This window comes from Plantactinospora alkalitolerans, assembly GCF_015690345.1.
Taxonomy (GTDB): domain Bacteria; phylum Actinomycetota; class Actinomycetes; order Mycobacteriales; family Micromonosporaceae; genus Plantactinospora; species Plantactinospora alkalitolerans.
In genome coordinates this window covers 1-23,117 of the sequence record NZ_JADPUN010000113.1, presented here as the reverse complement: position 1 = coordinate 23,117, position 23,117 = coordinate 1, and the positions used below count along the sequence as shown (strand labels likewise).

Annotated in this window: 25 protein-coding genes, 1 tRNA gene, 1 other RNA gene and 1 pseudogene; 15 read left to right on the top strand and 13 right to left on the bottom strand. The window is 69.6% G+C overall.

Going from position 1 to position 23,117, the window contains the following annotated elements; translation table 11 throughout:
- The first annotated feature begins 202 nt into the window (after window positions 1-202).
- The 10 genes from I0C86_RS10080 (at window position 203) to I0C86_RS10035 (ending at window position 8,430) form a co-directional block, all read left to right on the top strand.
- Window positions 203-433 carry a DUF6284 family protein gene (locus tag I0C86_RS10080; RefSeq protein WP_196200951.1) on the top strand — a complete coding sequence of 77 codons (231 nt, stop codon included), beginning with the start codon at window positions 203-205 and terminating at the stop codon, window positions 431-433.
- Window positions 434-511: 78 nt separating this feature from the next.
- On the top strand, window positions 512-682 hold the full coding sequence (locus I0C86_RS10075; RefSeq protein ID WP_230393902.1) for a hypothetical protein: 171 nt from the start codon (window positions 512-514) through the stop codon (window positions 680-682).
- Window positions 682-1,506, top strand: a complete 825-nt coding sequence (locus tag I0C86_RS10070) for an ABC transporter permease (RefSeq protein WP_196200949.1) — start codon at window positions 682-684, stop codon at window positions 1,504-1,506. Before I0C86_RS10075 ends, I0C86_RS10070 begins: the two co-directional genes overlap by 1 nt.
- Before the next feature lie 101 nt (window positions 1,507-1,607).
- The gene (locus tag I0C86_RS10065; RefSeq protein WP_196200948.1) at window positions 1,608-3,716 is read left to right on the top strand and encodes a serine/threonine-protein kinase; all 2,109 of its coding nucleotides are present in this window, start codon (window positions 1,608-1,610) and stop codon (window positions 3,714-3,716) included.
- 137 nt (window positions 3,717-3,853) lie between these two features.
- On the top strand, window positions 3,854-4,138 hold the full coding sequence (locus I0C86_RS10060; protein WP_196200947.1) for a hypothetical protein: 285 nt from the start codon (window positions 3,854-3,856) through the stop codon (window positions 4,136-4,138).
- Window positions 4,135-4,431 carry a hypothetical protein gene (locus I0C86_RS10055; protein WP_196200946.1) on the top strand — a complete coding sequence of 99 codons (297 nt, stop codon included), beginning with the start codon at window positions 4,135-4,137 and terminating at the stop codon, window positions 4,429-4,431. Before I0C86_RS10060 ends, I0C86_RS10055 begins: the two co-directional genes overlap by 4 nt.
- Before the next feature lie 152 nt (window positions 4,432-4,583).
- Window positions 4,584-5,471 carry a bifunctional DNA primase/polymerase gene (locus I0C86_RS10050; protein WP_196200945.1) on the top strand — a complete coding sequence of 296 codons (888 nt, stop codon included), beginning with the start codon at window positions 4,584-4,586 and terminating at the stop codon, window positions 5,469-5,471.
- The gene (locus I0C86_RS10045) at window positions 5,468-6,820 is read left to right on the top strand and encodes a DUF3631 domain-containing protein (protein WP_196200944.1); all 1,353 of its coding nucleotides are present in this window, start codon (window positions 5,468-5,470) and stop codon (window positions 6,818-6,820) included. The genes I0C86_RS10050 and I0C86_RS10045 overlap by 4 nt, the downstream gene beginning before the upstream one ends.
- Window positions 6,817-7,293 carry an excisionase family DNA-binding protein gene (locus I0C86_RS44965; protein ID WP_323373564.1) on the top strand — a complete coding sequence of 159 codons (477 nt, stop codon included), beginning with the start codon at window positions 6,817-6,819 and terminating at the stop codon, window positions 7,291-7,293. The genes I0C86_RS10045 and I0C86_RS44965 overlap by 4 nt, the downstream gene beginning before the upstream one ends.
- Window positions 7,294-8,430: a tyrosine-type recombinase/integrase gene (locus I0C86_RS10035; protein ID WP_196200942.1), complete on the top strand. Its 1,137-nt coding sequence runs from the start codon at window positions 7,294-7,296 to the stop codon at window positions 8,428-8,430. It abuts the gene before it with no gap.
- Between the two features lie 108 nt (window positions 8,431-8,538).
- Here I0C86_RS10035 and I0C86_RS10030 read toward each other — a convergent pair.
- Window positions 8,539-8,611 (bottom strand) — tRNA-Ala (locus tag I0C86_RS10030).
- A gap of 86 nt (window positions 8,612-8,697) precedes the next feature.
- Window positions 8,698-9,252 carry a YqgE/AlgH family protein gene (locus I0C86_RS10025; protein ID WP_196200953.1) on the bottom strand — a complete coding sequence of 185 codons (555 nt, stop codon included), beginning with the start codon at window positions 9,250-9,252 and terminating at the stop codon, window positions 8,698-8,700.
- Window positions 9,253-9,541: 289 nt separating this feature from the next.
- Between I0C86_RS10025 and I0C86_RS10020 the strand changes: the two genes are divergently transcribed.
- Entirely contained in the window at window positions 9,542-10,345 is an 804-nt protein-coding gene (locus I0C86_RS10020) for an S-methyl-5'-thioadenosine phosphorylase (RefSeq protein WP_196200941.1), read from the top strand.
- A 46-nt stretch (window positions 10,346-10,391) separates the two neighbouring features.
- On the opposite strand, the gene I0C86_RS10015 is transcribed toward I0C86_RS10020, so the two are convergent.
- The 9 genes from I0C86_RS10015 to pruA all read right to left on the bottom strand — a co-directional run bounded on the left by I0C86_RS10015 (window position 10,392) and on the right by pruA (window position 18,970).
- Window positions 10,392-10,871, bottom strand: a complete 480-nt coding sequence (locus I0C86_RS10015; protein ID WP_230393901.1) for a hypothetical protein — start codon at window positions 10,869-10,871, stop codon at window positions 10,392-10,394.
- A gap of 215 nt (window positions 10,872-11,086) precedes the next feature.
- Window positions 11,087-11,462: a transfer-messenger RNA gene (gene ssrA / locus I0C86_RS10010) on the bottom strand.
- Between the two features lie 194 nt (window positions 11,463-11,656).
- Window positions 11,657-12,133, bottom strand: coding sequence for an SsrA-binding protein SmpB (gene smpB, locus I0C86_RS10005; protein WP_196200940.1), 477 nt, complete (start codon window positions 12,131-12,133; stop codon window positions 11,657-11,659).
- A 128-nt stretch (window positions 12,134-12,261) separates the two neighbouring features.
- Window positions 12,262-13,137 (bottom strand): permease-like cell division protein FtsX, encoded by an 876-nt coding sequence (gene ftsX / locus I0C86_RS10000; RefSeq protein WP_196200939.1) that lies wholly within the window; start codon window positions 13,135-13,137, stop codon window positions 12,262-12,264.
- Window positions 13,138-13,242: 105 nt separating this feature from the next.
- Window positions 13,243-13,923, bottom strand: coding sequence for a cell division ATP-binding protein FtsE (ftsE, locus tag I0C86_RS09995; protein WP_196200938.1), 681 nt, complete (start codon window positions 13,921-13,923; stop codon window positions 13,243-13,245).
- Between the two features lie 164 nt (window positions 13,924-14,087).
- Window positions 14,088-15,209, bottom strand: a complete 1,122-nt coding sequence (gene prfB, locus I0C86_RS09990; protein WP_196200937.1) for a peptide chain release factor 2 — start codon at window positions 15,207-15,209, stop codon at window positions 14,088-14,090.
- A 111-nt stretch (window positions 15,210-15,320) separates the two neighbouring features.
- Complete coding sequence (locus I0C86_RS09985; RefSeq protein ID WP_196200936.1) at window positions 15,321-15,836, bottom strand: PadR family transcriptional regulator; 516 nt, start codon at window positions 15,834-15,836, stop codon at window positions 15,321-15,323.
- A gap of 259 nt (window positions 15,837-16,095) precedes the next feature.
- Window positions 16,096-17,136 carry a serine/threonine-protein kinase gene (locus tag I0C86_RS09980; RefSeq protein ID WP_196200935.1) on the bottom strand — a complete coding sequence of 347 codons (1,041 nt, stop codon included), beginning with the start codon at window positions 17,134-17,136 and terminating at the stop codon, window positions 16,096-16,098.
- Window positions 17,137-17,341: 205 nt separating this feature from the next.
- Window positions 17,342-18,970: an L-glutamate gamma-semialdehyde dehydrogenase gene (gene pruA, locus I0C86_RS09975; RefSeq protein WP_196200934.1), complete on the bottom strand. Its 1,629-nt coding sequence runs from the start codon at window positions 18,968-18,970 to the stop codon at window positions 17,342-17,344.
- Window positions 18,971-19,344: 374 nt separating this feature from the next.
- On the opposite strand from pruA, the gene I0C86_RS09970 reads away from it, so the two are divergent.
- Window positions 19,345-20,625, top strand: a complete 1,281-nt coding sequence (locus I0C86_RS09970) for a hypothetical protein (protein ID WP_230393898.1) — start codon at window positions 19,345-19,347, stop codon at window positions 20,623-20,625.
- Between the two features lie 23 nt (window positions 20,626-20,648).
- On the opposite strand, the gene I0C86_RS09965 is transcribed toward I0C86_RS09970, so the two are convergent.
- Both I0C86_RS09965 and I0C86_RS09960 read right to left on the bottom strand, forming a co-directional pair.
- Complete coding sequence (locus tag I0C86_RS09965) at window positions 20,649-21,161, bottom strand: DUF6912 family protein (protein ID WP_196200933.1); 513 nt, start codon at window positions 21,159-21,161, stop codon at window positions 20,649-20,651.
- Window positions 21,162-21,337: 176 nt separating this feature from the next.
- Complete coding sequence (locus I0C86_RS09960; RefSeq protein ID WP_196200932.1) at window positions 21,338-21,799, bottom strand: rhodanese-like domain-containing protein; 462 nt, start codon at window positions 21,797-21,799, stop codon at window positions 21,338-21,340.
- A 92-nt stretch (window positions 21,800-21,891) separates the two neighbouring features.
- Here I0C86_RS09960 and I0C86_RS09955 point away from each other — a divergent pair, with 92 nt between their 5' ends.
- From I0C86_RS09955 to I0C86_RS09945, 3 genes and pseudogenes are all read left to right on the top strand, one after another.
- Window positions 21,892-22,374, top strand: coding sequence for an Lrp/AsnC family transcriptional regulator (locus I0C86_RS09955; RefSeq protein WP_196200931.1), 483 nt, complete (start codon window positions 21,892-21,894; stop codon window positions 22,372-22,374).
- 34 nt (window positions 22,375-22,408) lie between these two features.
- Window positions 22,409-22,636, top strand: coding sequence for a helix-turn-helix domain-containing protein (locus tag I0C86_RS09950; protein ID WP_196200930.1), 228 nt, complete (start codon window positions 22,409-22,411; stop codon window positions 22,634-22,636).
- Window positions 22,637-22,885: 249 nt separating this feature from the next.
- Window positions 22,886-23,117, top strand: a pseudogene (locus I0C86_RS09945) (hypothetical protein); the annotation flags it as partial.

Here is a 23,117-nt window from a genome sequence, read left to right as displayed (position 1 = left end):
GCGCACCCCAGACGCACCCCATCGCACGCCTCTGACGCACCCCCCAACGCACCCAAAGCACCCTGTCGCTGCCTGCGATCGAGGGGTTTGCTTGGTTCAACAGCCAAGCCGAGCACCCCGGACGTCGATGGGGCAACACTTGACAGACCATGAGTAGACATGTTCTATCTAAGGTAGGTCATGTCTACATGAGAGGTGAACGATGGACAGGCACACGGACGAGCCCACCGCCGCAGCCCTGGACGCGATCGAGGCGGAATGGCCGCTGATCGACGCCGAACTGTCCTTGCTGGACGCGGAGATCAGGGCGCTGTACACCGACGGCGGTCCGTCGCCCTTGGACCAGCGCCGGATCCGGCGCGCGGAACAGCGGGTGATGCGGAGGGCCGCGATGCTCGGCAGCCCGGTCACGCCGACCCGGCTTGCGGCGTAGGTGGTGGCCCCAATGACGCGTCGCTACCCGGTCCCGGTCCCGGCTCCTGCCGAAGACTCCCGATTCACATTCGGCCTGGTGATGGACGTTGCCGACGTGCTGGCCGCGCACGGCTACCCCGCAATGACCGGCGACAAGTACGACGGCCAGGGCCCCGACCTGCTTGGCCTGCAAATGGCTCTGTACCGGCTGATCTACACCACCACCCCCGCGACCGGCGCCGCCGGTCTGACCCGAGAGGACGTGTAATGACCACCCCGACCCTGAACAGCGCCTACCCCCGATCCGTGGAAGCCCTGGTGCCCGCCGCGCGGGACCTCGCCGAGCAGACCGGTGAACTTCCCTCTCGGAACCGGCTCATGAAGGAGTTCAAGGTAGGCAGCCCCAAAGCGCGCGCCATCCTGTCCGCCCTCCGGCAGCCCCACCCCACCGCACCTCCGGCGACGAGTGACGCCAGCGGCGAGACCTCGCAGACCCAGCCGGAGACCGGAACGGACCCGGGTTCGGCGACGACGCCGGACGTCGCCCCGCCGGCCGAGAAGCCCGTCACCGAGGGCACAGCGCCGGAGTCGTCGCCGCTGCCCATCCCGCCCGCAGACCCGGGCGCCAACGTCACCCCCGAACCGGTGCGCAAGCCGCGCCCGGCGGTGCGGTCGTGGGTGCTGCTGCTGTTGGCCGCTCCCGCGTTCGTGGCCATCTGGTCCGGGTGGGTCGGGCTCGGTGGACTCACCGGATTCGGCGTGGTCCACCCCCTGCCGGGCATCTGGGACTCGCTGAGCATCAACACCGCGATCACCCTGCCCATCGGTGTCGAGGCTTACGCGGCGTACGCCCTGCGGGCATGGCTCTCCGGCGACGCCGTACCGGTCCGGGCCCGCAGGTTCGCCCGGGTTTCCGGCATCGGCTCACTGATGCTCGGTGCGCTCGGGCAGATCGCCTACCACCAGATGACCGCCGCTGGGATGACTTCCGCTCCGGCGTGGATCACGACGGTTGTCGCCTGCCTCCCCGTCGCCGTGCTCGGCATGGGCGCCGCGCTGGCTCACCTGCTCCACACGAACGACCAGCCCTGATTTCGCCCGGCGGCGCGGCCCATCGGCCTCGCAAACCGCGCCGCGCCGCCGGTCCCCTCCGATCCGAGATCCACAGAACCCCTGATGGAGGAACCCTCATCATGGCAAGCAATCCTGAGGAACGCTTCGACTGGGAGGCTGCCGAAGCCGACCTGAACCGGTCGGCCGACGCTGCCGGCACGCACTTCGATGTAGCGCTCGACGAGGCACCGCAGCCAGGCGGCGCCCTGGTCGACGTACCGCCGTCCGGGTCGGACGGACGCAGGCCGATCGTGCCGACCAGCCTGCGGGGGTGGGCGAACCTGCGCGCGTCGGTTCGCTACGCCGCCGGGCTTACCGCCTACCGCGTCGGCTACCACGCGTTGCGCTCGCCCTGGTACGCCGTGCAGGCCGGGTTCTGGTCCAGCGTTGGTCTGTTCCGGTTGCTCGGACGTCAGCTCCGTTGGTGGTGGTTGTCCGAGCAGTACGGGCTACGCCAGGCGGCTGCCGACGCGAAAGACGCGCACCTGTGGTTGAAGCTGCACCGGGAGGTCAAGGCAACCCGGGCGTGGCGCGGCACCGTGCTCGCCGCCGAGCTGGCCGCGCTCGGGATCGGTGGGCCGGTGCTGTGGCCCCTCGCCCCGTGGTGGGCGAAGACGGCCGCCGCCGTAGTCGGCGTGTCCTACCTCGCCCACATCGGGCGCCCGGCCGACCGCCGGATCATCAGCCCTGCCACCGTCGCCGGTCGGTTCCGGCGGGTGAACCCGGACATCATCCTTCGTGCCTACTACGCCGCCGGCCTGGGGCATCCGGACCGGCCGAACCAGCAGATCACCTTCGGTTCGACCATGGCACGCGACGCGTCGGGTACCGGCTCACAGGTGTTGATCGATCTGCCGTTCAACGGCAAGACGTGGGAAGACGTCCTCAAGGCCAAGCCCGCGATCGCCGCCGGCATGGACGTGTCGGTCAATCAGGTGTTCGTGACCCGTGACCCGTCCTCCCATCGGCGGCACCTGCTGTTCGTCGCCGACCGCGACCCGCTCGCCGTTGCGGCGGGCAAGACGCCGCTGCTGGACGGCAAGGTGCGGGACATCTGGACCGAAGCGCCGTTCGGACTGGACGAGCGGGGCCGCAAGGTCAGCCTCGCCCTGATGTGGATCTCGGTCCTGATCGGTGCGCAGCCACGCAAGGGCAAGACGTTCGCCACTCGCCTGCTGGCGCTGTACGCCGCCCTCGACCCGTACGTGACGCTACTGGTCGCGGACGGCAAGATGTCGGCCGACTGGGACAAGTTCCGCCTGGTCGCGCACCGGTACGTCTGCGGCGCGGTGCCCAACAGCCGCGACAACGACCCGATCCCGCACCTGCTCGACATGCTCCGCGAGATCAAGCGGCACATCGAGCAGGTCAACGACTTCCTGGCCAAGCTGCCGACCTCGGAGTGCCCGGAAGGGAAAATCACCCGCGAGTTGTCCCGGAAGTATCCGCAGCTTCGGGTGTGGCTGCTGGTCATGGAGGAGTTTCAGACCTACTTCGAGACTGACGACCAGGACGTGAACAAGGAGATTGCCGGCCTGTTGTCGTTCATCATGGCTGTCGGCCCGTCGGCTGGCGTGATCATCTTGTCGTCCAGCCAGAAGCCGTCTGGTGTCGGTGCCGGGGACGTGGCGCGGCTGTTCAACCGTTACCGCGACAACCACGGCGTCCGGTTCGCGCTCAAGTGCGGAAACCGGGTCGTCTCGGAGGCGATCCTCGGCGGGGACGCCTACGCCGAAGGGTTCGACGCCTCCACCCTGCCCAACGGTGTCCCCTACCGAGGCGTGGGCATCCTCTACGGCGCCTCGGACGACACCGCCACTGTCCGGACCTATCTCGCCGACCACACCGACGCGGAGAAGATCCTCACCGCTGCCCGCAAGCACCGGGAACGGGCCGGAACCCTGACCGGCGACGCCGCCGGGGAGAGCGTGGCCCGAGAGGTCCGCGACGTGCTCGCCGACGTACGTGCCGTGTTCCACCCGGGGGAACCCGGCCTGCACTGGACGACGATCGCCGCGCGGATGGCCGAGCAGATGCCCGAGCACTACGCCGACCTGACCGGCGATGCCGCTTCGGCGCTGCTCCGCGAGCACGTACCGAGCGTGAGCGTCAAGGTTCGCGGAACGGTCAACCGGGGCGCCCGGCTCAAGGACCTGAACGACGCGATCACCCGACGCAAGAGCGCCTGATCGGTAGCGGCGGCGCTGCTACCAGGTAGCGCCGCCGCTACCCACCCCGCTACCGCCCTGGCCAGCCGCTACCCACACCGGTAGCGGGTAGCGCCAGCAGCCTCGTGCACCCAAAAACCGGCCTCAGGAGGCTTTCCGTGGCACCCCTCGCCGCTACCGCTACCCCCGCACTCCCCCACGACGCAGCCGCCGCCGCTCTCCTCCTACTCGCCCTGCTCGCTGTCACTCTCGGCTACCTCGCCACGTGCTGGATCTTCCCGTTCGTCGCCTGCCGACGCTGTCACGGCACCGGCAAGTGCCGCGCACCGTTCGGCCGTGCCTTCCGGCTCTGCTCCCGCTGCGACGGGGACGGCTACCCGCTACGCCCCGGCCGCCTAGTCCTCAACTACCTGCGCAACCTGCACGACAAGGGAACCCGATGACCCACCACACCGGACACACCGGCTGGTGCGCTCAAGACCACCGGTGCAACCTCGCCGAGCACCGTTCCGAAGAGATCATCGTGCACCTGCCGGGCTACGGCCGAGCCGTGCTGGTCCGCGTCCGTACCGACAGCGGCACCGAACACGCCGAGCTGCGGCTACGGGTAGCGCTGGCCCCGACGGAGCCAGCCGCCCGCCGGCAACTGGCCGCGATCCTGACCAGCGCCCGAAACCTGGTCACCCAAGCCGCCGCGATCGGCTACCCCCGACCCGGACGGCGGACCGCCCGATGACCATCCCCGACCGATCTGCGAACCCGGCCGCCGCCGTCCGCGCAGCCCGTGGCTGGCCGATGTGCGGCGCCGGCTGCGGCTGGCCGGTCGACCCGGCCGCCGGCACCGACCAACACCCGACCTGCCAACCCGACCCGCCGAAGGGAGAAACCGTGTCCGAACTGCTTGACCCGGCGCTGCGGTACGCCGCGCAGGGCTGGCCAGTGTTCATGCTCGCCCGGTCCAAGCGCCCGATAGCGAACTGCCGGCCGTGCGCGGACGCGGACGACACCCACGACCCGGCCGCCTGTGACTGCCTGACCTGTCACGGCTTCTACGCCGCAACCACCGACCCGCTACGCGTCGCCAGCATCGTCGCCGCTGTCCCCGGCGGACAACTCGCGCTGCGGACCGGCGCCACATCCGGCCTGGTCGTGATCGACATCGACCCCCGCCACGGTGGCGACGACACCATGACCACCCTGATCCGATCCGGCCTGCTACCGCCCACCGCGCATGTCGTCACCGGCTCGGCAGGACGGCACCTGTACTACCGCCACCCCAGACGGCCGGTGCGATGCAGTCAGGGCAAGCCCGGTGTCGGGCTCGGTCCCGGCATCGACGTCAAGGCCGACGGCGGATACGTCGTTCTTCCACCGTCGGTCCACCCGCGCACCGGCCGCCCGTACCGATGGGTACCGGGTCGGCAGGTGGAGGAGATGCCTCCCGCGCTGGTCGAGGCATGCGAACCGGCGCCGCCGGCACCCCCACCGCCCTCGCCGACCGGCCCGATCAGCACCCGCACGGCGGAAGGCATCTCCCATCCCGACCGACTCCTCGCCGCACACCTACACGCGGTCACCAGCGCCCCGGAAGGCGCTCGCCGGACCACGTTGTACGGCGCGGCCCGAGGCGTCGCCCGGATGGTCGCCGCCCACGCCATCGACCAGGCCGACGCCGTCACCGCGCTCACCGACGCCGGACGGCGGGCCGAGCAGACCGACCGGGACATCCGCGCCGCCATCCGTGGCGGATTCCAAGCTGAGGGAGTCGCAGCATGAACCAGAACACGATCCCGACCGGCCGCCGTATCGACGGCGCGGCGATCCTCGACGACCTACACGCCTGCCTCACCCGGTACGTCATCCTCCCGTCCGCCGAAGCCGTTGACGCGGTCGTGTTGTGGATCGCGGCCAGCCATGCACAGACCGCCTGGGCGCACGCGCCCCGCCTCGTGATCCGGGCACCGGAGAAGCGGTGCGGCAAGTCCCGACTTCTCGACGTGGTGGAAGGCACCTGTCACAACCCGCTGATCACCGTCAACGCCAGTCCGGCCGCCGTCTACCGCGCCATCGGCACCGACCACCCGCCGACCCTCCTGGTCGACGAGGCGGACACCATCTTTGGCGGGAAGAACGCCGAAGCCAACGAAGACCTACGCGGACTGCTCAACGCCGGACACCAGCGCAACCGGCCCGCGATCCGGTGGGACAACAACACCCACAGCCTGGAGAAGATCCCGACGTTCGCGATGGCCGCGCTCGCCGGTATCGGCGCCATGCCGGACACAATCGAAGACCGCGCCGTAGTCGTCCGGATGCGCCGCCGGGCACCGGGCGAGACGGTTGCGCCGTACCGGCACCGTCGCGACAGTCCCGCGCTGCGTCGACTCGCCGAGCGGCTGACCGAATGGCTCGGCGCTCACCTGGCCGACCTGGAAGCGGCAGAGCCGAGCATGCCGGTCGAAGACCGGGCCGCCGACACCTGGGAACCCCTCGTGGCTGTCGCCGATCTGGCCGGGAGCAGGTGGCCGCAGCGTGCCCGCCTCGCGGTCACCACCCTCACCGCGGAATCCGACGACGCCGGAAACGTCTCCAACCGCATCCGGCTGCTGACCGACATCCGGACCGCGTTCACGATGCTCGGCGAACCGCCGGCCGCCGCTACCAACGAACTGCTGACCGTGCTCAACGGCGACCAGGAGGCGCCCTGGTCGGACAGCGGTCCGTCGGGGCTGACCGGAAAGCGACTCGGCGACCTGCTCCGCGACTTCGGCATCACGTCGACCACGCTCCGGTTCCCGGTTGGGCAGGCCAAGGGATACACCCGTGACGCCTTCACCGACGCGTGGAACCGGTACTGCCCGGCACCGCCCGTCGACCAACGCGAGACACCCTCCGCCGGGGTATCCGTCCCATCCGTACCAACCTCGTTTCCCCAGGCCATCCCTGGTACGGATTCCCCGCCTGGTACGGATCAAAGCGTACCGAGAAGCCGACGCGTCAGTGCCCCTGGTACGCATCAATCCGTACCAGTGAACCAATCCGTACCAACCCTGAGCAGTCAAAACGAGCTTGGTACGGATGGGACGGATACCCCTCGGCCACGCGTCACCGGGCGCCGCGCATGACCGCCCGACCAGCCGCCGAACCGATCTCCTCAGAAGCTCTGAGAGCGATCGGCCCATCCATGAACATCGACGTATCGCAGATCTTGCCTCCACGGGCGTTTCAGACCGCCGCCGAGCGCCGCTCTGCCGCGACGCGTGACCGACCATCTACGCCAGACCAGCACTACCCGGAAAGAGTCCATGGGCTGACTCAGAGCGTTTCTACGCCCCTACCGACGCAGTCCACTGTCCGACCCGACCCGAGACGGAAGGCGACGCCGAACATGGCTGAGAAGTACCTGTCGATTCCTCAGGTTGCCGAACGACTCGGTACGTCGGAACGGTTCCCGCGCCGCCTGATCGAGGAGCGTCGGATCGAGTTCAAGCGCTTTGGTCGACACGTACGGATCGCTGAAAGCGCATTGAACGCCTACATCGATTCATGCACCGTGGCCCCGATTCGCCGACCGAGCAGCTACAGGAGGGCGGCATAAGTGGGCGGGAACGCGAAGGGACGGAAGCGCCGGTTCGGCAGTGTGCGGAAGCTTCCATCGGGCAAGTTCCAAGCACGGTACACCGGCCCGGACGGCCTGCCACGAAAGGCACCGGCATCGTTCGACACGAAGCGCGCCGCCGAACAGTGGTTGGTAGAGACGGAAGCTGAGCTACTTCGGGGGGAATGGCTCGATCCTGACGCGGGAAGAGTCACCCTGACCGAGTACGCCGAAGGCTGGGTGAAGGATCGCGACCTGAAGGCACGGACACGAGAGGAGTACGAGCGGCACCTACGCCTCCACGTAACGCCGTACCTCGGCACCCGACCCCTGAACGAGATCACCGCCCCGCGCATCCGTAGCTGGCGGACGGCCCGCCTGGACGACGGCGTGGGTAAGTCGACCGTCGCCAAGACCTACCGGATTCTGCACGCCATTTTTACGACGGCCGTTGACGATGACCTGATCCGGCGCAACCCGTGTCGTATCAAGGGCGCCGGACACGACAAGGCGGATGAGCGACCCACCGCCACGCTTCAGCAGGTTTTCGCGATCGCTGAGGCAATCCAGCCCCGCTACCGCCTCATGGTGCTACTCGCAGCCTTCGCGCAGCTTCGGTTCGGGGAACTGGTCGCGCTACAACGCCGGAACATCGACCTCGACGCCATGGAGCTTCGGGTGCGCCGAGCGACAGCCGAGATGGAAGACGGTACGCAGATCGATGATGACCCGAAGTCGGAAGCAGGTAAGCGACCGATCAGCCTGCCGAATGGCCTACGGGCCGACATCGAATCGCACTTGAAGAACTACGCACAGCCCGGCGCACGTGGTCGGTTGTTCCTCGGACCGCAGGGCGGGATTCCGCGACGGAGGAACTTCAACCGGATCTGGCACAAGGCACTCAAGGACGCCGGTATTCCGCCGGACACTGGCCTGCACCTACACGACCTCCGGCACACGGGCAGCACATGGTCAGCGCAGAGCGGAGCGACGCTCAAGGAGTTGATGGCCCGGATCGGCCACTCAAGCACCCGAGCCGCGATGATCTACCAGCACGCGACTCGTGACCGCGATCACACCATCGCGGCGGCGCTGGACGCTCTGATCGAGGAGGCGAGAAGCACGGTCGCCGCCTGATCTGGCACAGATCTGGCACGAACGGGGATTCAACGCCCTAAGACAGTGGTAGCCCTGGTTCCTCGGGAACGCTCCCGACCAGGGCTACCGCCATGTCTCACGCAAGGGTGGAGCCGAGGGGACTCGAACCCCTGACCCCCACACTGCCAGTGTGGTGCGCTACCAGCTGCGCCACGGCCCCTTGTCTGTCCCCGATCTCTCGGGCACCGGGCAATAGTACACAGCCCGCCGGTCCCGGTCATCCGAGGGGCGTCCGTGCCGCCGGTCTCAGTTCAGAAGGGGGTCCGGCGGGAAGTGCGCGACCGCGGACATGATCCCGCCCTGCCGGCGCAGCACCATCGGCCACAGGTCGTCCGGCCGCTCCATGAACGCGTCCCCGGGCAACGCGTCCAGGACGAACCACGACCCCCGGGCGACCTCCTCCTCCACCTGTCCCGGTGACCAACCCGAGTAGCCGGCGAAGACCCGGATCCCGGTCACCGCGTCCCGCAGGCGGTCGGGGTCGACCGAGAGATCCACCGTGCCGACCGATCCGGAGACCTGGTGGATGCCCTTCACCCGCTGAGTCGGGGTACGCATCCGGGCCAGGCAGATCGCCGACTCGGGCTGCACCGGTCCGCCCTCGAAGAGCACGGCCGGGTCCCGGGCCAGTCCGCCCCAGGCGCCAAGCACCTCGGAGACCGGCACCTCGGTGGCGCGATTGAGCACCACCCCGAGCGCCCCACCCGCCTCGTGGGCAACCAGCAGGACCACCGTCCGGTCGAAGTTCGGGTCTTTCAGCGCGGGGGTCGCGACCAGAAGCTGCCCGGTCATCGACTCCATTGACCGTCCCCCGATCGCCTGCCCCTCGCCGAACACGCCAGCCACCGCTACTCGGCCGGCCCGAGGACCACGGACCGCTCCCCGGATCGCCGTCGCGACGGACAGTCGGTTACCACGACTCGGACCTTCACCGGCCCGGCCGGATTCGCAGAATCGATGGTGATCCTGCGCGCAGTAAACGCCATGCCACGCACCATAGCTTGCGGAACTGGCGCTGGTTAAGGTCTGTTGGGCTAGTCCACAGAGTGCTTTCCCGACAGCCCGGCCCGTTCCAGGAGAAAGGCAGAGCATGCATCCGCAGGCAGAAGTCGCTGTGATCGGCGGATCCGGTCTGTACGCCTTGCTGGAGGGCGCCACCGAGCACCGGGTCGAGACGCCGTACGGGCCACCCTCCGACCCGATCACCGTCGCGCGGGTCGGCGGCCGGTCGGTCGCCTTCCTGCCCCGGCACGGACGCGACCACCGTCACCCGCCGCATCTGATTCCGTACCGGGCGAACCTGTGGGCGTTGCGCGCGATCGGGGTACGCCAGATCCTCGCCCCGTGCGCCGTCGGCGGCCTGCGGCCGGAGCTCGGCCCCGGCGCCTTCGTGGTTCCCGACCAGCTCATCGACCGGACCAGCGGCCGGGCCCAGACCTACTACGACCGGGGTGCCGTGCACGTCTCGTTCGCGGATCCGTACTGCCCGGTCGGCCGGCGTACGGTGCTGGCCGCGACGGCCGGGCACGGAATCGACGCGCACGACGGCGGCACGATGGTGGTGGTGGAGGGGTCGAGGTTCTCCACCCGGGCCGAGTCCCGATGGTTCTCCTCGATCGGCGGCTCGGTGATCAACATGACCGGGCACCCCGAGGCGGTGCTCGCCCGCGAACTGGCACTCTGCTACACCGCCGTCGCGCTCGTCACCGACCTCGACGCCGGGGTCGAGGGCGGGCACGGGGTGACCCAGGAGGAGGTCTTCCGGGTCTTCGGCGAGAACACCTCCCGGCTGCGGGAGGTCCTGCTCGACGCGGTCGTCCGGCTGTCCGCCGAACGCGCGTGTCCGTGCCCGCACAGCCTCGACGGCATCAAGCTGCCGATCGAGCTGCCCTGACCCGGGCGCCGTCAGCCACCGACCGACCGACGCGGGGAACCTCCGGTCAGGTCTCGCCGCCGATGTCCGTCTGGTACGCCTCGTAGACCAGGTCCGCGCCGCGCTGCCGGTGCCGGGACAGTTCCCGGAGCAGATCGGTGGTCCAGTCGCGCAGTTCGGAGACGGCGATCTCGGGCAGGTCCACCCGGCGTTGCAGTGCGGCCATGGTGGCCTCCACCGCGGCGTGTTCCCGGATCAGCGCGTGTACGCCGCGAGTCAGTCGGGGTGCGTGGTCAAGCAGCTCCGCGTAGAGCCCCTCCGGCCCTTCGGTCACCACCATGTGCTCGGTGAACGCGCCTCGCAGGCCGCCAAGGCGGTCGCCGACCCGGTTCCGCCACCACGGGTCCCGGGCCGGCGCGGCGAGTGCCTGTTCCAGGAGGTGGATCTCACCGAGCAGTGCGGCTCGGCGGCGTCTGGCCGCCCGTAGTGATGCCACCTCGAGCTGGTGCGGGATTGGGATCGGGATCGGTATCGGGTTGGTCGACATGCCACCTCCCGCGGTACGGCACCTGTCGCGCTGTAAGCCCGATGGTGCGGCCGTTCGCGGCGGGCTGTCCACCCTTCCGGGCCGGCTCATCTGTCCCGTTGACCCCGTCTGTCCCGTTCGTCACAGCAGCAACGGATGCCCGGCCGGCCCGACGCAACGGGAGGCGCCAAAAACGGCTGCGCCCCGGTCCTGTGGACCGGGGCGCAGCCAGCGATTCGTGGAGGTGCCGGGAATCGAACCCGGGTCCTTCGTCGCCTTACCAGGGCTTCTCCGAGCGCAGCTCGCTATGCCTCTACTCGGCCCCTCCGATCACGCGAGCGAGTCGGTGTGACGGGCCCAGCCGCTGATTAATCTCGCCGCGCGAACCCCGCGACCGGGTTCGGTTGGCCAGCCTCCTAGCTGATGCCGGCTATCTGGGTCGAAGGCAGTCCCAGGCCGACAGACTTGCTACTCGCCTCAGGCGGCGAGAGCGAAGTCAGCGCGATTGTGCTTGGCGCTTATAGTTTTCCGACGACCGATTCTCGAGACGACGTCGGCTTCCTCGGCTCGCTTCCCCTGCCGCAACGTACGAAGTCGAAACCAGTCACCCCCCTGTGATCCACCGGACCGCTACCGGACCGGCGGAGCTGCTACCGCCCTTTCGGCGGCACTCCAAGCCTAACGCTTGGCGCCGTCGACTTCATTCCAGATACCGGCTCGCCATCCGGTCGAACCGGACAACTCGTGGGTAACGTACATCACAGGTGCCGTGGTCGGCGATATCGACACCCTGGGTACCCGGACGATCACTCCATACCCTTGCCGCGCCGCCCCGCCGTACGCATGATCTCCCGCTCGGCGTCCCGCTTGGCCAGATCCTGGCGCTTGTCGTACGACTTCTTGCCCTTCGCCAGTCCGATCTCGACCTTGGCCCAGCCGTCCGAGAAGTAGACCGACAGCGGCACCATGGTGAGGCCGCTCTCCCGCAGCTTCCCGGTCAACCGGCTGATCTCCTGCCGGTTGAGCAGCAGCTTCCGGGTACGCCGGGGTTCGTGGTTGGTCCAGGTCCCCTGGGTGTACTCCGGAATGTGCATGTTGTGCAGGTAGAGCTCGCCGTCCCGCTCCTGGGCGAACGCGTCGACCAGAGACGCGTGGCCGGCGCGCAGCGACTTGACCTCCGTACCGGTCAGGGCCATGCCCGCCTCGTACGTGTCGAGGATGGCGTAGTCGTGCCGCGCCTTGCGGTTGGAGGCGACGACCTTGCGCCCCTTCTCCCGTGGCATCGGCGCCACCCCTCTCGTTCCGTGAACAACCGCGCAATGCTACCTCGCGACACAGGGCCCCTGGCTCGCGCTTTTTGCGCGGAGCAGGGGCCCTGCGAACGGTCCGACAGCCGATGGAACCTACGGAACTAGACCCTCAGGTAGAACCGGAGCGTCACCCAGGCGGTACCCGCGCTGACCAGCCCACCGACTCCGGCCATGAACGGGAACATCAGGAATACGGTGCTCCACTCGACCGGGGTGAGCAGGTCGGTGAGGTCCCGCAGCGACCCGTCGAGCAGGAAGATCTTGCCCAGGACGAGCGCCCCGAAGCCGATGATCGCGCCGAGCAGGCCGGCCACCACGGCCTCCAGCACGAACGGGGCCTGGATGAACCAGTTCGACGCGCCGACCAGTTTCATCACCGCGACCTCACGGCGCTTGCTGTAGGCCGCCACCTGAATCGTGTTCGCGACCAGCAGCAACGCGGCGATCGCCATCACCGTGGCCGACGCCAGGGCCATGTTCTGGATCGCACCGAGGATGCTGAAGATCTGCTCCAGGAGGCGACGCTGGTCGATGATGTCGTCGATGCCCTCCCGGTCCTTGTAGGTGTCGAAGATCTGCTGGTACTGCTCCGGGTTGACCAACTTGACCCGGAACGACTCCGGAAGCTTGTCCGCCTGCACCGCCTTGACGAGGTCGGGCGAGTCCGCGAACAGCTTCTGGAACCGCTCGTACGCCTGCTCCTTGGTCTCGTGCTGGGCCTCCCGGACCAACGGGTTCGCCTCCAGGTCCGACTGGAGCTGGTTAACCTGTTCGGGGGTCACACCGGCATCGAGGAAGATCGACACCTCGATGTCCTTGTAGTACGCGTCTTTCATGGCGTCGACCTGGAGGTACATCAGGCCGCTCGCGCCGAGCATGGTCAGTGAGACCGCCATCGTGATGATCATCGCGATGGTCATGGTCACGTTGCGCCACAGCCCGACCATCACCTCGGACAGGACGTATTTCAAGCGCATCGGGGGGTTCCTTCCGGATCTCCGCTGGAGTCGTTCATCGTCGATTCAGGGCCGGGTGCCGGCTCGGATCGGGGGGGTCGATCCGGGCGAGCCCGGCAGAGCCGGTCAGCCGTAGACGCCGCGGGCCTGGTCACGCACGATGCGACCACTCTCGATCTCGATGACACGCCGGCGCATCTGGTTGACGATGTTGGAGTCATGGGTGACCATCACGACCGTGGTACCGGTGCGGTTGATCCGGTCCAGCAGCCGCATGATCTCGATCGAGGTGTCCGGGTCGAGGTTTCCGGTGGGCTCGTCGGCCAGCAGGATCAGTGGCCGGTTCACGAACGCGCGGGCCACCGCGACGCGCTGCTGCTCACCACCGGAGAGTTCGTGCGGGTACCGGTGCTCCTTGCCGCCGAGCCCGACCAACTCCAGCACCTCGGGCACGACCCGGCGGGCGACCGCCTTGGTCTTGCCGATGACCTCGAGCGCGAAGGCCACGTTCTCGTAGGCGGTGCGGTTGGGCAGCAGCCGGAAGTCCTGGAAGACGCAGCCGATCGAGCGCCGGAAGTTCGGGATCTTCCAGGAGCGCATCGAGGTGACGTCCTTCTGGTTGACGACCACCCGGCCCTTGTTGGGGGTCACCTCGTGCAGCAGCAGCTTGATGATTGTCGACTTGCCGGAACCGGAGGGACCGATGAAGAAGACGAACTCACCCTTCTCGATCGAGACCGACACGCTGTCGAGCGACGGTCGGGACGCCTTCGGGTACGTCTTCGTCACTTGCTCAAGCTCAATCACGGGTGGTGAGTCTACGCGTCGTAACGAAAAGGCCAAGAGCGGAGCCCGGCCTGTCCGACCGACATTTGTGGCGAACCTGCGCAGCGTTGAGCTTTGCTCACGCCCCGCAACCGAAAATGATCGCCGTCATCTACTCAGCGCAGCCATGTCGACGCGAGCCGTGTTCACGCCGCGTCACCGGCGAGCTGCCGCTGCTTGCGCCAGCGGATGCCGGCCTCGATAAATCCGTCCAGATCGCCGTCAAACACCGAGGACGGGTTGCCCGTCTCCTGCTCGGTACGCAGATCCTTCACCATCTGATACGGGTGCAGGACGTACGAGCGCATCTGGTCGCCCCACGAACCGGCGGCGTCGGTCTTCAGGCCGTCCAGTTTGGCCTGCTCCTCCTGACGCTTGCGCTCGAGCAGCCGGGCCTGGAGCACGCGCAGCGCCGACGCCTTGTTCTGGAGTTGGGACTTCTCGTTCTGGCAGGTGACCACGATCCCGGTCGGAATGTGGGTGATCCGGACCGCCGAGTCGGTGGTGTTGACGCTCTGCCCGCCCGGGCCCGACGAACGGTAGACGTCGAACCGGAGATCGTTTTCCGGAATGTCGATATGGTCCGTCTGCTCGGTAACCGGCAGCACCTCGACCCCGGCGAAGCTGGTCTGCCGGCGCCCCTGGTTGTCGAACGGGCTGATCCGGACGAGCCGGTGCGTGCCGGCCTCGACGCTGAGCGTGCCGTAGGCGTACGGGACCTTTACGGCGAAGGTCGCCGACTTCAGGCCCGCCTCCTCCGCGTACGACGTCTCGTAGACCTCGGTCGGATAGCCGTGCCGCTCGGCCCAGCGCAGGTACATCCGCAGCAACATCTCCGCGAAGTCGGCCGCGTCCACCCCGCCCGCCCCGGCCCGGATCGCGACCAGCGCCTCCCGGGAGTCGTACTCCCCGGACAGCAGGGTACGGACCTCCATCTCCTGGATCGCCTTGGTGAGCCCGCCGATCTCGGTTTCGACCTCGGTCAGCACGCCCGAGTCGGCCTCCGCCTCGGCGAGTTCGAGCAGCACCCGGGCGTCGTCGAGCCGGCTCCGCAGGCTTTCCAACTTGCCGATCTCGCCGTTGACGTACGACAGCTTGGAGGTCACCTCCTGAGCGCGGCCCTGGTCGTCCCACAGGTCCGGCGCGGAGGCCGCCTCCTCAAGTTCTGCCTTGGCCTGGCGCAGGCGGTCAACGTCGAGGACGGCCTCGATGTTGCGCAGCGTAGCGTCAAGATCCTTAAGTTGGTCGGAGTACTCGGCAGCGGTCACGACAGTCAAGAGTACTGGGCGACCGGGGGACCTGGTCGCCGCCGGCGACGAACCGGGCCGGCGCGTCCGCCGGAGGCCGAGCCGGCCTCGACCACCCGGCCGGAGGCCAGGTCAGCCGACCGGGGCGCTCTTCAGCCAGGAGAGCGCCGCCTTGTGGTACGCGACCGCGAACTCCAGGGCGGCTGCGCCGTACGAGTCACCTGCCTTCTTCGCGTCCCGGGCCTGTTCCCGGGCCGACGCGAGCGCCTCGGTGTGGTACTCGTTCGCGCTGCTGACCAGCGTGCGCATCTGGTTGGCCGAGTGCTGCGGGCCGAAGGCGACGCGGAGCGCGGTGGGGTTCCGCACCGTGTCCCGGCCGGGCATCTCGGTGAGCCAGCGCGAGAACGTCCGTTTTCCCGACGCGGTGATCGCGTACGGCTGGCTCGACCGGGGGCCGGGCTTGCCGAGCCGGACCAGTCCCTGGTCGGCCAGCGCCGGCAACTCCCGGTACACCTGACTACGGGTCATCGACCAGTACGGCGCCAGACGTCGTTCGGCGGCGGCCATCAACTGGCCGCCGGTCATCGGTCCTTCGTGGAGCAGCCCGAGCAGGGCTGCCGCGGTGGGGTTGATACCAGTATCCGCCATGCCCTCCACGCTGCCACTTTGCCGGCGCCGCGTCCAGGTTTTGGCACTATCCGTGCCATCAACCTCTCCACTGTGCACTGTCTTTGCCCGACAGTCGGATGAGGACGATCAATGGATGCGGCCCGGGTGGCCCTCGGGGCCCGACGGTCCGGTCGTCCGGGCGGCAACCTGCGGCTCGGCGCTTCGAGGATCATGCCGGTCCCGGTGCGGCCGACCGACCCGGCGCGGCCGACATCGCGGCATGTGCCAATTGGGGAGATTAGTAAACTTTCGCGGGGTATGTGACGAATTGCCGGAAGCAGTGGGCCGGGGCCACGCTGGGCGGCGCATCCGCTGCCCCGGCGATCCGGTCGGAGAACGCCCGCGGAGGCGGAACCGGCGCCGCCCGGGTCGGCCCCGATCCCGCACGGCCGACCCGGGCGGTCCCGGTGACCGCGCCGGCCCGCCGGGGCCACCAGGTGACCTGGTCGGCGGCCGGCCTGGGCAGCGCGGTGATGCCGTCCAGGGCGGGCTCCATCCCGCGCAGCCGGGCGGCCGCCCGCTCCGCGCCGGGCCGCCGGGCCGGATCGGTCACCAGGCAGTCCTCGACGAACTGCCAGACGACCGGCGGAAGGCCCGGCGGCGGCACCGGCCGACAGTTGCGGTGCCGGTCGAGCACCTGGTCCGGCAGCCCACCCCGGTACGGACTGCGCCCGGAGACGAGTTCGAACAGCACGATGCCGAGCGCGTAGACGTCGCTGGCCGGAGTGACCGGGCCGCCCACGATCACCTCCGGCGCGACGTACTCCGGGGTCGCCTGGGTGCTCGGCCAGCCGGAGTCGGCCCCGATCCGCCGGGCCGCTCCGAAGTCGACCAGCCGCACCAGTCCGCCGTCCGCCGGCACGAGGATGTTGCCCGGCTTCACGTCGCCGTGCACCACGCCCCGCCGGTGCAGGTACGCCAGCGCCCCGGCGAGCTGCACCGCCACCTCGGCCGCGATCGCCGGCGGCACCGGCCCGGTACGCCGCAGCCGACGGCGCAGATCCTCGCCCTCGACCAACTCCATCACCAGGGCACGCTCCCGACCCTGCCCGACCACGTCCCGGTGCCGGACCAGAGCCGGATGATCAAGGCTGGCGACGACATCCGTCTCGGCCTCGAAACCCGCCACCAGGTCCGGCCGGAGGGCAGCCTCGGGCCGCAGCATCTTGACCGCCACCGGCCGTCCGTCGTACAGGTCGACCCCGCGCCAGACGATCCCGGTCGCTCCGTACGCGACCTCCCGCACGAGCCGGTAGCGCCCGCCCAACACCCGATCCATCGCGTTCCTCCCCCTGGCCGGTCGCCGTCCGGCGCGCCTCGCGGCCGACGGACGATCACCTTCCGCTGTCTGGGAGTGACGCTAAGCCGATCAGATCGGATGGTAGGCGGGGGCGGCGGTGCCTGGCACGAACCGGGGACCAGTCGGCCGGTCCGGGGTCGTGGCGGACCCGGACCGGCCGGCAGGACGCGGACGGGCGCTCCGGTCAGCCCATGTGCGGGTAGCGGTGGTCGGTCGGCGGCGCGAAGGTCTCCTTCAACGTGCGCGGCGACATCCACCGGGCCAGGTTGTGCCACGAACCGGCCTTGTCGTTCGTGCCGCTCGCCCGGGCACCGCCGAACGGCTGCTGCCCGACCACCGCACCGGTCGGCTTGTCGTTGATGTAGAAGTTGCCGGCCGCGTACCGGAGCGCCTCGGTGGCCCAGTCGACCACCCGGCGATCGGTGGCGAAGATCGAGCCGGTGAGTGCGTACGGCGCGACCGACTCGGCCTGCCGCACCACCTCCTCGAACCGGGCGTCGTCGTAGACGTGCACGCCGAGGATCGGCCCGAAGTACTCGGTGGTGAACGAGTCGTGCCCGGGATCCTCGCACTCGAACAGGGTGGGCCGGACGAACCAGCCCACCGAGTCGTCGGCGGTGCCACCGGCGACGATCCGGCAGGACGGATCGGTGGAGATCATGTCCAGTGCGGCGGTGTGCCGGGCGAACGCCTTGGCGTCGATCACCGCGCCGCCGAAGTTGGCGAAGTCGGTGACGTCGCCGTACGCCAGCTCGCCGGCGGTGGCCGCCAACCGGTCCCGCAGGCCGCCGTACCAGAGCGAGCGCGGCACGTACGCCCGGGACGCGGCCGAGCACTTCTGCCCCTGGTACTCGTACGCCCCGCGGATCAACGCGGTGTGCAGCGCGTCGGCGTCGGCGCTCGGGTGCGCGACGACGAAGTCCTTGCCCCCGGTCTCGCCGACCAGCCGGGGGTAGCCCCGGTAGTTCGCGATGTTCGCCCCGACGCCCTGCCAGAGCTTCTGGAACACCTTGGTCGACCCGGTGAAGTGGATGCCGGCCAGGTCGGGATCGGCCAGGGCGACCTCGGAGACCGCGATGCCGTCCCCGGTGACCATGTTGATCACGCCGGGCGGCAGGCCGGCCGCCTCGAAGAGCCGCATGGTGAAGTGCGCCGCGAGCTGCTGGGTCGGCGCTGGCTTCCACACCACGGTGTTGCCGACCAGGGCGGGCGCCGCCGGCAGGTTGGCCGCGATCGCGGTGAAGTTGAACGGCGTGACCGCGTAGACGAACCCCTCCAGCGGCCGGTGGTCGAACCGGTTCCACACCCCGCTCGACGACATCGGCTGCTCGGCGAGCAGCTTGCGGGCGAAGGCGACGTTGAACCGCAGAAAGTCGATCAACTCGCACGCGGCGTCGATCTCGGCCTGGATGGCCGTCTTCGACTGGCCGAGCATCGTCGCCGCGTTCAGCGTGTCCCGCCAGGGGCCGGCGAGCAGATCGGCGGCGCGAAGAAAGACGGCAGCCCGGTCCGCAAAGGACAAATTACGCCACATCGGGGCGGCTTGCCTCGCGGCCGTCACCGCCGCCTGCGCATCCGCGTTGGTTGCGTTGTGGGTGACCCCCAGCACGTGCTGGTGCCGGTGCGGCTGCACGACGTCGATCGCGGCACCCGCGCCCATCCGTTGCGTACCGCCGATCGTCATCGGCAGTTCCTGCCGCTCGGCGGCCAACTCACCGAGCCGGCGCTGCAGGCTGACCCGCTCGGCGCTGCCGGGCGCATAGTCGCGGACCGGCTCGTTGTGCGGCTCGGGTACGGAGAGAACGGCGTCCATGGCATGCTCCTGGGCGATCTCGACAACGTCGACGAAATCGGACCCACCGGTGCCGACCGGTCGGCCGGACACCCTGACCCGGACCCCCGGGGATACCGGAGGTACGGGGGCGGGACCTGCACCGATCCTTTCATGGTCGGCCCCGCTTCCCTGCTCGCCAGTCCCCTTCCGCCCCGTCGCCCGTACGTCGTCGTGACCGCCCGCACCCCCCCCGGGCAGCGTCGCCCGCGGCCGAGGTTCGTCCCGACCGGTCCGCACCGGCACCACGCCACCGCTCCGATCGGCCCGCGTACGCTGAGGGACCGGCGGCTGTGGTCCGGCCGCAGCCCCCATCGCCGCCCCGTCGACGCGGCCGGTCACCTGTTGAAGGGGAGATGATGACGAAAGAGTCCGGCACAACCGCGATCTCCGATCCGGACCAGCCGGTCGACCTGGAGTCGCCGCCGGCCACCACCGTCCCGCTGCCCCTACCGGCGCCCGGGGCCGTCGCGCTGGCCCTGCTCGCCCTGGGCTGGCTGGCCGCGATGCTCTGGACGGCCAAGGCGGAGATCTCCTCCTCCGGGGTCAGTTCGATGGCGATCAGCTCCGCCGCGTACGCCCTGCCGGGGGTCATCTCGGCGAGCCTGGTCAGCGGCGCCGCCGTCAGTCTCGCCCTGGCCAACCTGCTGACCCGGTTCGGTGTCCGGCGCACCACCCCACGGTTCGCCGCGGCACTGGCCGCCGGACTCGCCACCGGGCTGCTCTCGGTGCTCGCGTTGCGCCTCAGTTACGGCGACGGGTCGACGATCATGATCATCGCCGGCAGCATCGCGGCGGCGGCAACCGTCGGTGGAATCGCCGGCGGGTTGCGCAGCACCGTGGTGGTGGGTGCCGTCGTCGCCGCCATGCTGGCGGTCTTCGCGGTCGGCTTCGCACTGAGCTACTTCAAGAATCCGGTGCTGTCCTTCTACGGCGCCAGCGCCACCGACCCCGAGCGGTACGAGAGCGCCATGGACCTGTTCCGCTGGACCGGCTCGTTGGCCGGCGGACTCGCCGCCGGCCTGCTGGCCTTCGGCTACCTGCGGATCGCCGGACGACGCCACGCCAGGCGAATCACCCCGGCCACGCCGCTACGCTGGCCCGGATACATGATCGCGGGCGCGGGCGCGGGTCTGTTGCTGCTCACCGCCGAGGTCATCACCCGGACCGCGGGCGCGGAGATGCTCCGGATGGCCAGCGCGATAAGCGAGATCGACCGGAGCGGACAGGATGAACTTGGTAAGTCCCGGTTCAGCCACGCGATGGTGGTGCTCTTCGTCGGCGCCCTCGTCGCCACCATCGGCTTCGGTCGGACACTCCGCTCGGCCGAGGGACCGGCGACCGGTGAGGCACCCGAACTCCGGGACCGCGACCACGACGGGATGCTGAACGACCCGGACGACCGGCCTACGGACGACGGCGACGGCAACGCCGAGGTCGGAGCCGGAGCCGGAGCCGGCGAGGATCGAACGGAGAAGTCGACGACGACAGAGCCGGCCGACGAGGTCCGGGCGCCGGACGCCGGCGACCCGACTGCGGCGGCCGGTGGCGGGCACGAGGGCGCGGGCCGCACGGAGGCCGGGGAGGACCACGAGCCAGCCGACCGACCCGAGCCGGTGGCCGGCGCCGGCCGTTGACTTGACCCGGCCGGCTCCGCCGGTCACTTCGTGAGGTCGGTGAAGACGTCGAGTTCCGTCGGGCCGTACCACTCCAGTTCGTGGTCCTCGGCCCCGTCCACCGTGAACTGGGCGTCCGGATCGCCGGCCAACGCCTGCTCGACCACGGCAGCCGCCGCCGTCACGTCGTCGGCGGCGTCGATGCCGTCCACGTGGATCGCGGCGACCGCACCGACCGGGATCCGGCCGGTCAGCCGTACGGTGCTGGAGCCGAGTTCCGGATCCTCCCGCCGTACCGCCCCGGGCGGGAGGTCCGCGGCGACGACCGCCCGTCGCCGGGCGGCTCCGGGATCGGCGTGGAGCAGCCGCAGGGCCTCCTGGGCGGCGCGGGTGAAGGCGACGTACTCCAACTCCTCCTCGTCCCCCTCGGCGTACCACTCGCGCAGTTCAGGAGTTACCGCGTGTCCGTGCGGAGCGAGGATCCACCCCTCCTGCCGTAGCTCGGAGAGCATCGGCACGGTGGCCGGGACGTACACCCGGACGAGCTGTTCTGCCACGCTGATCTCCCCGCTCGACGCCCGCTCGCGGCGAGTCCGCCGCCTCCAACGCCTGATCATGTCCGGCGCCGTACCTGTGGTACACCCGCGACGCTAGTACACCGGCCACGCGTCGGGCGGCAGCGGATCCCGGGCCGTGTCGGGTCGGATCCACGGCCCGCGACCACGCCGTCGGCTCAACGTCGCACCGGGGCGGTCAGCGGATCGACCGCCCCGGCCACCGTGCCGGTTTCGGCGACCTGCACCGGAAATCCCTCCCGGATCCAGTACTCGATGCCGCCGATCATCTCCTTGACCCGGTAACCCCGGCTGGCGAGCGCATGGGCCGCCTTCGTCGCGCCGTCGCAGCCCGGCCCCCAGCAGTAGGTCACCACCGGAACGGCGCGGTCGAGCAACCGGGCGGCGCGGAGCGGGATCATCCCGGTTGGCAGGTGGACCGCGCCGGGGATGCGGCCCTGCCGCCAGGAGGCGAGGTCACGGGTGTCCACCAGGACGAATCCCGGCTCGTCGGTGCCGAGCGCGGCGTACACGTCGGAGACGTCCGTCTGCGCCGCCAGCTTGGCGGCGAACCAGGCGGCGGCCTGGTCGGGAGCGGCCGGCGGCGCGGCCAGGACCGGGTTCGGAGTGGTCGTCGTCATGCTCGAACGGTACGGTCACAGGCCCGATCCAGGAACGGACGCAGCGCGGCCGTGGTGCCGATCTGCCGCTGGATCAACGGTATCTTGCTGCCATGACCGCTGATCTGCCGGTGCTCGACGTGACCGACTGGCGCCTCCTCGCGGAATTGCAGCGCAACGGGCGGGCCAGTTTCGCCGATCTCGCCCGACTGGTCGCGATGTCACCGAGCGCGGTCGCGGAACGGGTCAGGCGACTCGAGGAGGCGGGGGTGATCTCCGGCTACCGAGCGGTGGTCGTCCCCGAGCGGGTAGGCCTCGGCATCCTCGCCCTGGTACGCCTGCGCTATCCCACCGGCAACTACCGGCCCTTCCACGCGCTGCTCGACAGCACGCCGGAGATCGTCGAGGCGCACCACGTGACCGGCGAGGACTGTTTCGTGCTCAAGGTCGTCGCCCGGTCCATGCGCCATCTCGAACAGGTCGCGGGCCGGATCAGTGGGCTGGGCGCGGTGACGACCAGCGTGGTGTACTCCAGCCCGATGGCCGGACGGGACCTGACGGCGGAGGCGGCGACTCCGCAGTCGGTGGCAAACTAAGGCAACCGCCGTCTACCGACCGGGGAGTTCGCCTGTGGAGCCGAGGTTCCTGCTGCTGTCCGACGTCGCCGCCGAGCTGAACGTCTCGGACTCGCAGGTCTACCACATGGTCCGCAGCGGAGAGCTGCCCGCGATCAAGATCGGTGGACGCGGCCAGTGGCGGGTCGAACGGGCCCGGCTGGAGGAGTACATCACCCGCAAGTACGCCGAGACCGCCGACTGGGTCGCCGGTAACCCACTGGTGGACCGGCTACCCGAGTAGTCCTTCCGCGCCGCCGCGCTTCCCGGCGGTCCTGGCGTACGGCTGCCGCCGCGTCGGCTCCGCCCTGGGTCGGGTCGGCTCCGCCCTGGGTCGGTCCGGCGTTGTTGTCGGTCCGGACCGCTACGGTTTCGACCTGCCTGCCGGAATCGGCGGGTCGACGGAAGCCATTGACGGCGGGCAGTGAGTCCGCTACAAATTACCCGGTCGGAGGCAAACGAAAGCAAACGCAAGATCACGGGAGGATTCGACATGGCCCTCGCACGCAGCCGGTCGCCCGTCCGCCCCGCCGTGCGACTGCTACCCGTACCGCCCCTCGATCCGCCCTTCGACGACGAGTACGTTCCCGAGATCTGGTCCGACCGGCCGGCCGAGCCGACGACGCGGCCGGCCTACACCTCCGAGCCGACGACCCACGCCGTCGACGGTCCTGTGCCGCCCCGCGCCGTGTCCGCCCGCCGGGCCGTGCCGGCAGTGCCCGTCG

Bases quoted from the DNA above. Each gene is read 5' to 3' on its own strand.
- I0C86_RS10080 (WP_196200951.1), top strand. From the start codon at position 203: ATGGACAGGCACACGGACGAGCCCACCGCCGCAGCCCTGGACGCGATC.
- I0C86_RS10070 (WP_196200949.1), top strand. From the start codon at position 682: ATGACCACCCCGACCCTGAACAGCGCCTACCCCCGATCCGTGGAAGCC.
- I0C86_RS10065 (WP_196200948.1), top strand. From the start codon at position 1,608: ATGGCAAGCAATCCTGAGGAACGCTTCGACTGGGAGGCTGCCGAAGCC.
- I0C86_RS10055 (WP_196200946.1), top strand. From the start codon at position 4,135: ATGACCCACCACACCGGACACACCGGCTGGTGCGCTCAAGACCACCGG.
- I0C86_RS10045 (WP_196200944.1), top strand. From the start codon at position 5,468: ATGAACCAGAACACGATCCCGACCGGCCGCCGTATCGACGGCGCGGCG.
- I0C86_RS44965 (WP_323373564.1), top strand. From the start codon at position 6,817: ATGACCGCCCGACCAGCCGCCGAACCGATCTCCTCAGAAGCTCTGAGA.
- I0C86_RS10025 (WP_196200953.1), bottom strand. From the start codon at position 9,252: ATGGAGTCGATGACCGGGCAGCTTCTGGTCGCGACCCCCGCGCTGAAA.
- I0C86_RS10020 (WP_196200941.1), top strand. From the start codon at position 9,542: ATGCATCCGCAGGCAGAAGTCGCTGTGATCGGCGGATCCGGTCTGTAC.
- I0C86_RS10015 (WP_230393901.1), bottom strand. From the start codon at position 10,871: ATGTCGACCAACCCGATACCGATCCCGATCCCAATCCCGCACCAGCTC.
- smpB (WP_196200940.1), bottom strand. From the start codon at position 12,133: ATGCCACGGGAGAAGGGGCGCAAGGTCGTCGCCTCCAACCGCAAGGCG.
- ftsX (WP_196200939.1), bottom strand. From the start codon at position 13,137: ATGCGCTTGAAATACGTCCTGTCCGAGGTGATGGTCGGGCTGTGGCGC.
- I0C86_RS09985 (WP_196200936.1), bottom strand. From the start codon at position 15,836: ATGGCGGATACTGGTATCAACCCCACCGCGGCAGCCCTGCTCGGGCTG.
- I0C86_RS09980 (WP_196200935.1), bottom strand. From the start codon at position 17,136: ATGGATCGGGTGTTGGGCGGGCGCTACCGGCTCGTGCGGGAGGTCGCG.
- pruA (WP_196200934.1), bottom strand. From the start codon at position 18,970: ATGGACGCCGTTCTCTCCGTACCCGAGCCGCACAACGAGCCGGTCCGC.
- I0C86_RS09970 (WP_230393898.1), top strand. From the start codon at position 19,345: ATGATGACGAAAGAGTCCGGCACAACCGCGATCTCCGATCCGGACCAG.
- I0C86_RS09960 (WP_196200932.1), bottom strand. From the start codon at position 21,799: ATGACGACGACCACTCCGAACCCGGTCCTGGCCGCGCCGCCGGCCGCT.
- I0C86_RS09955 (WP_196200931.1), top strand. From the start codon at position 21,892: ATGACCGCTGATCTGCCGGTGCTCGACGTGACCGACTGGCGCCTCCTC.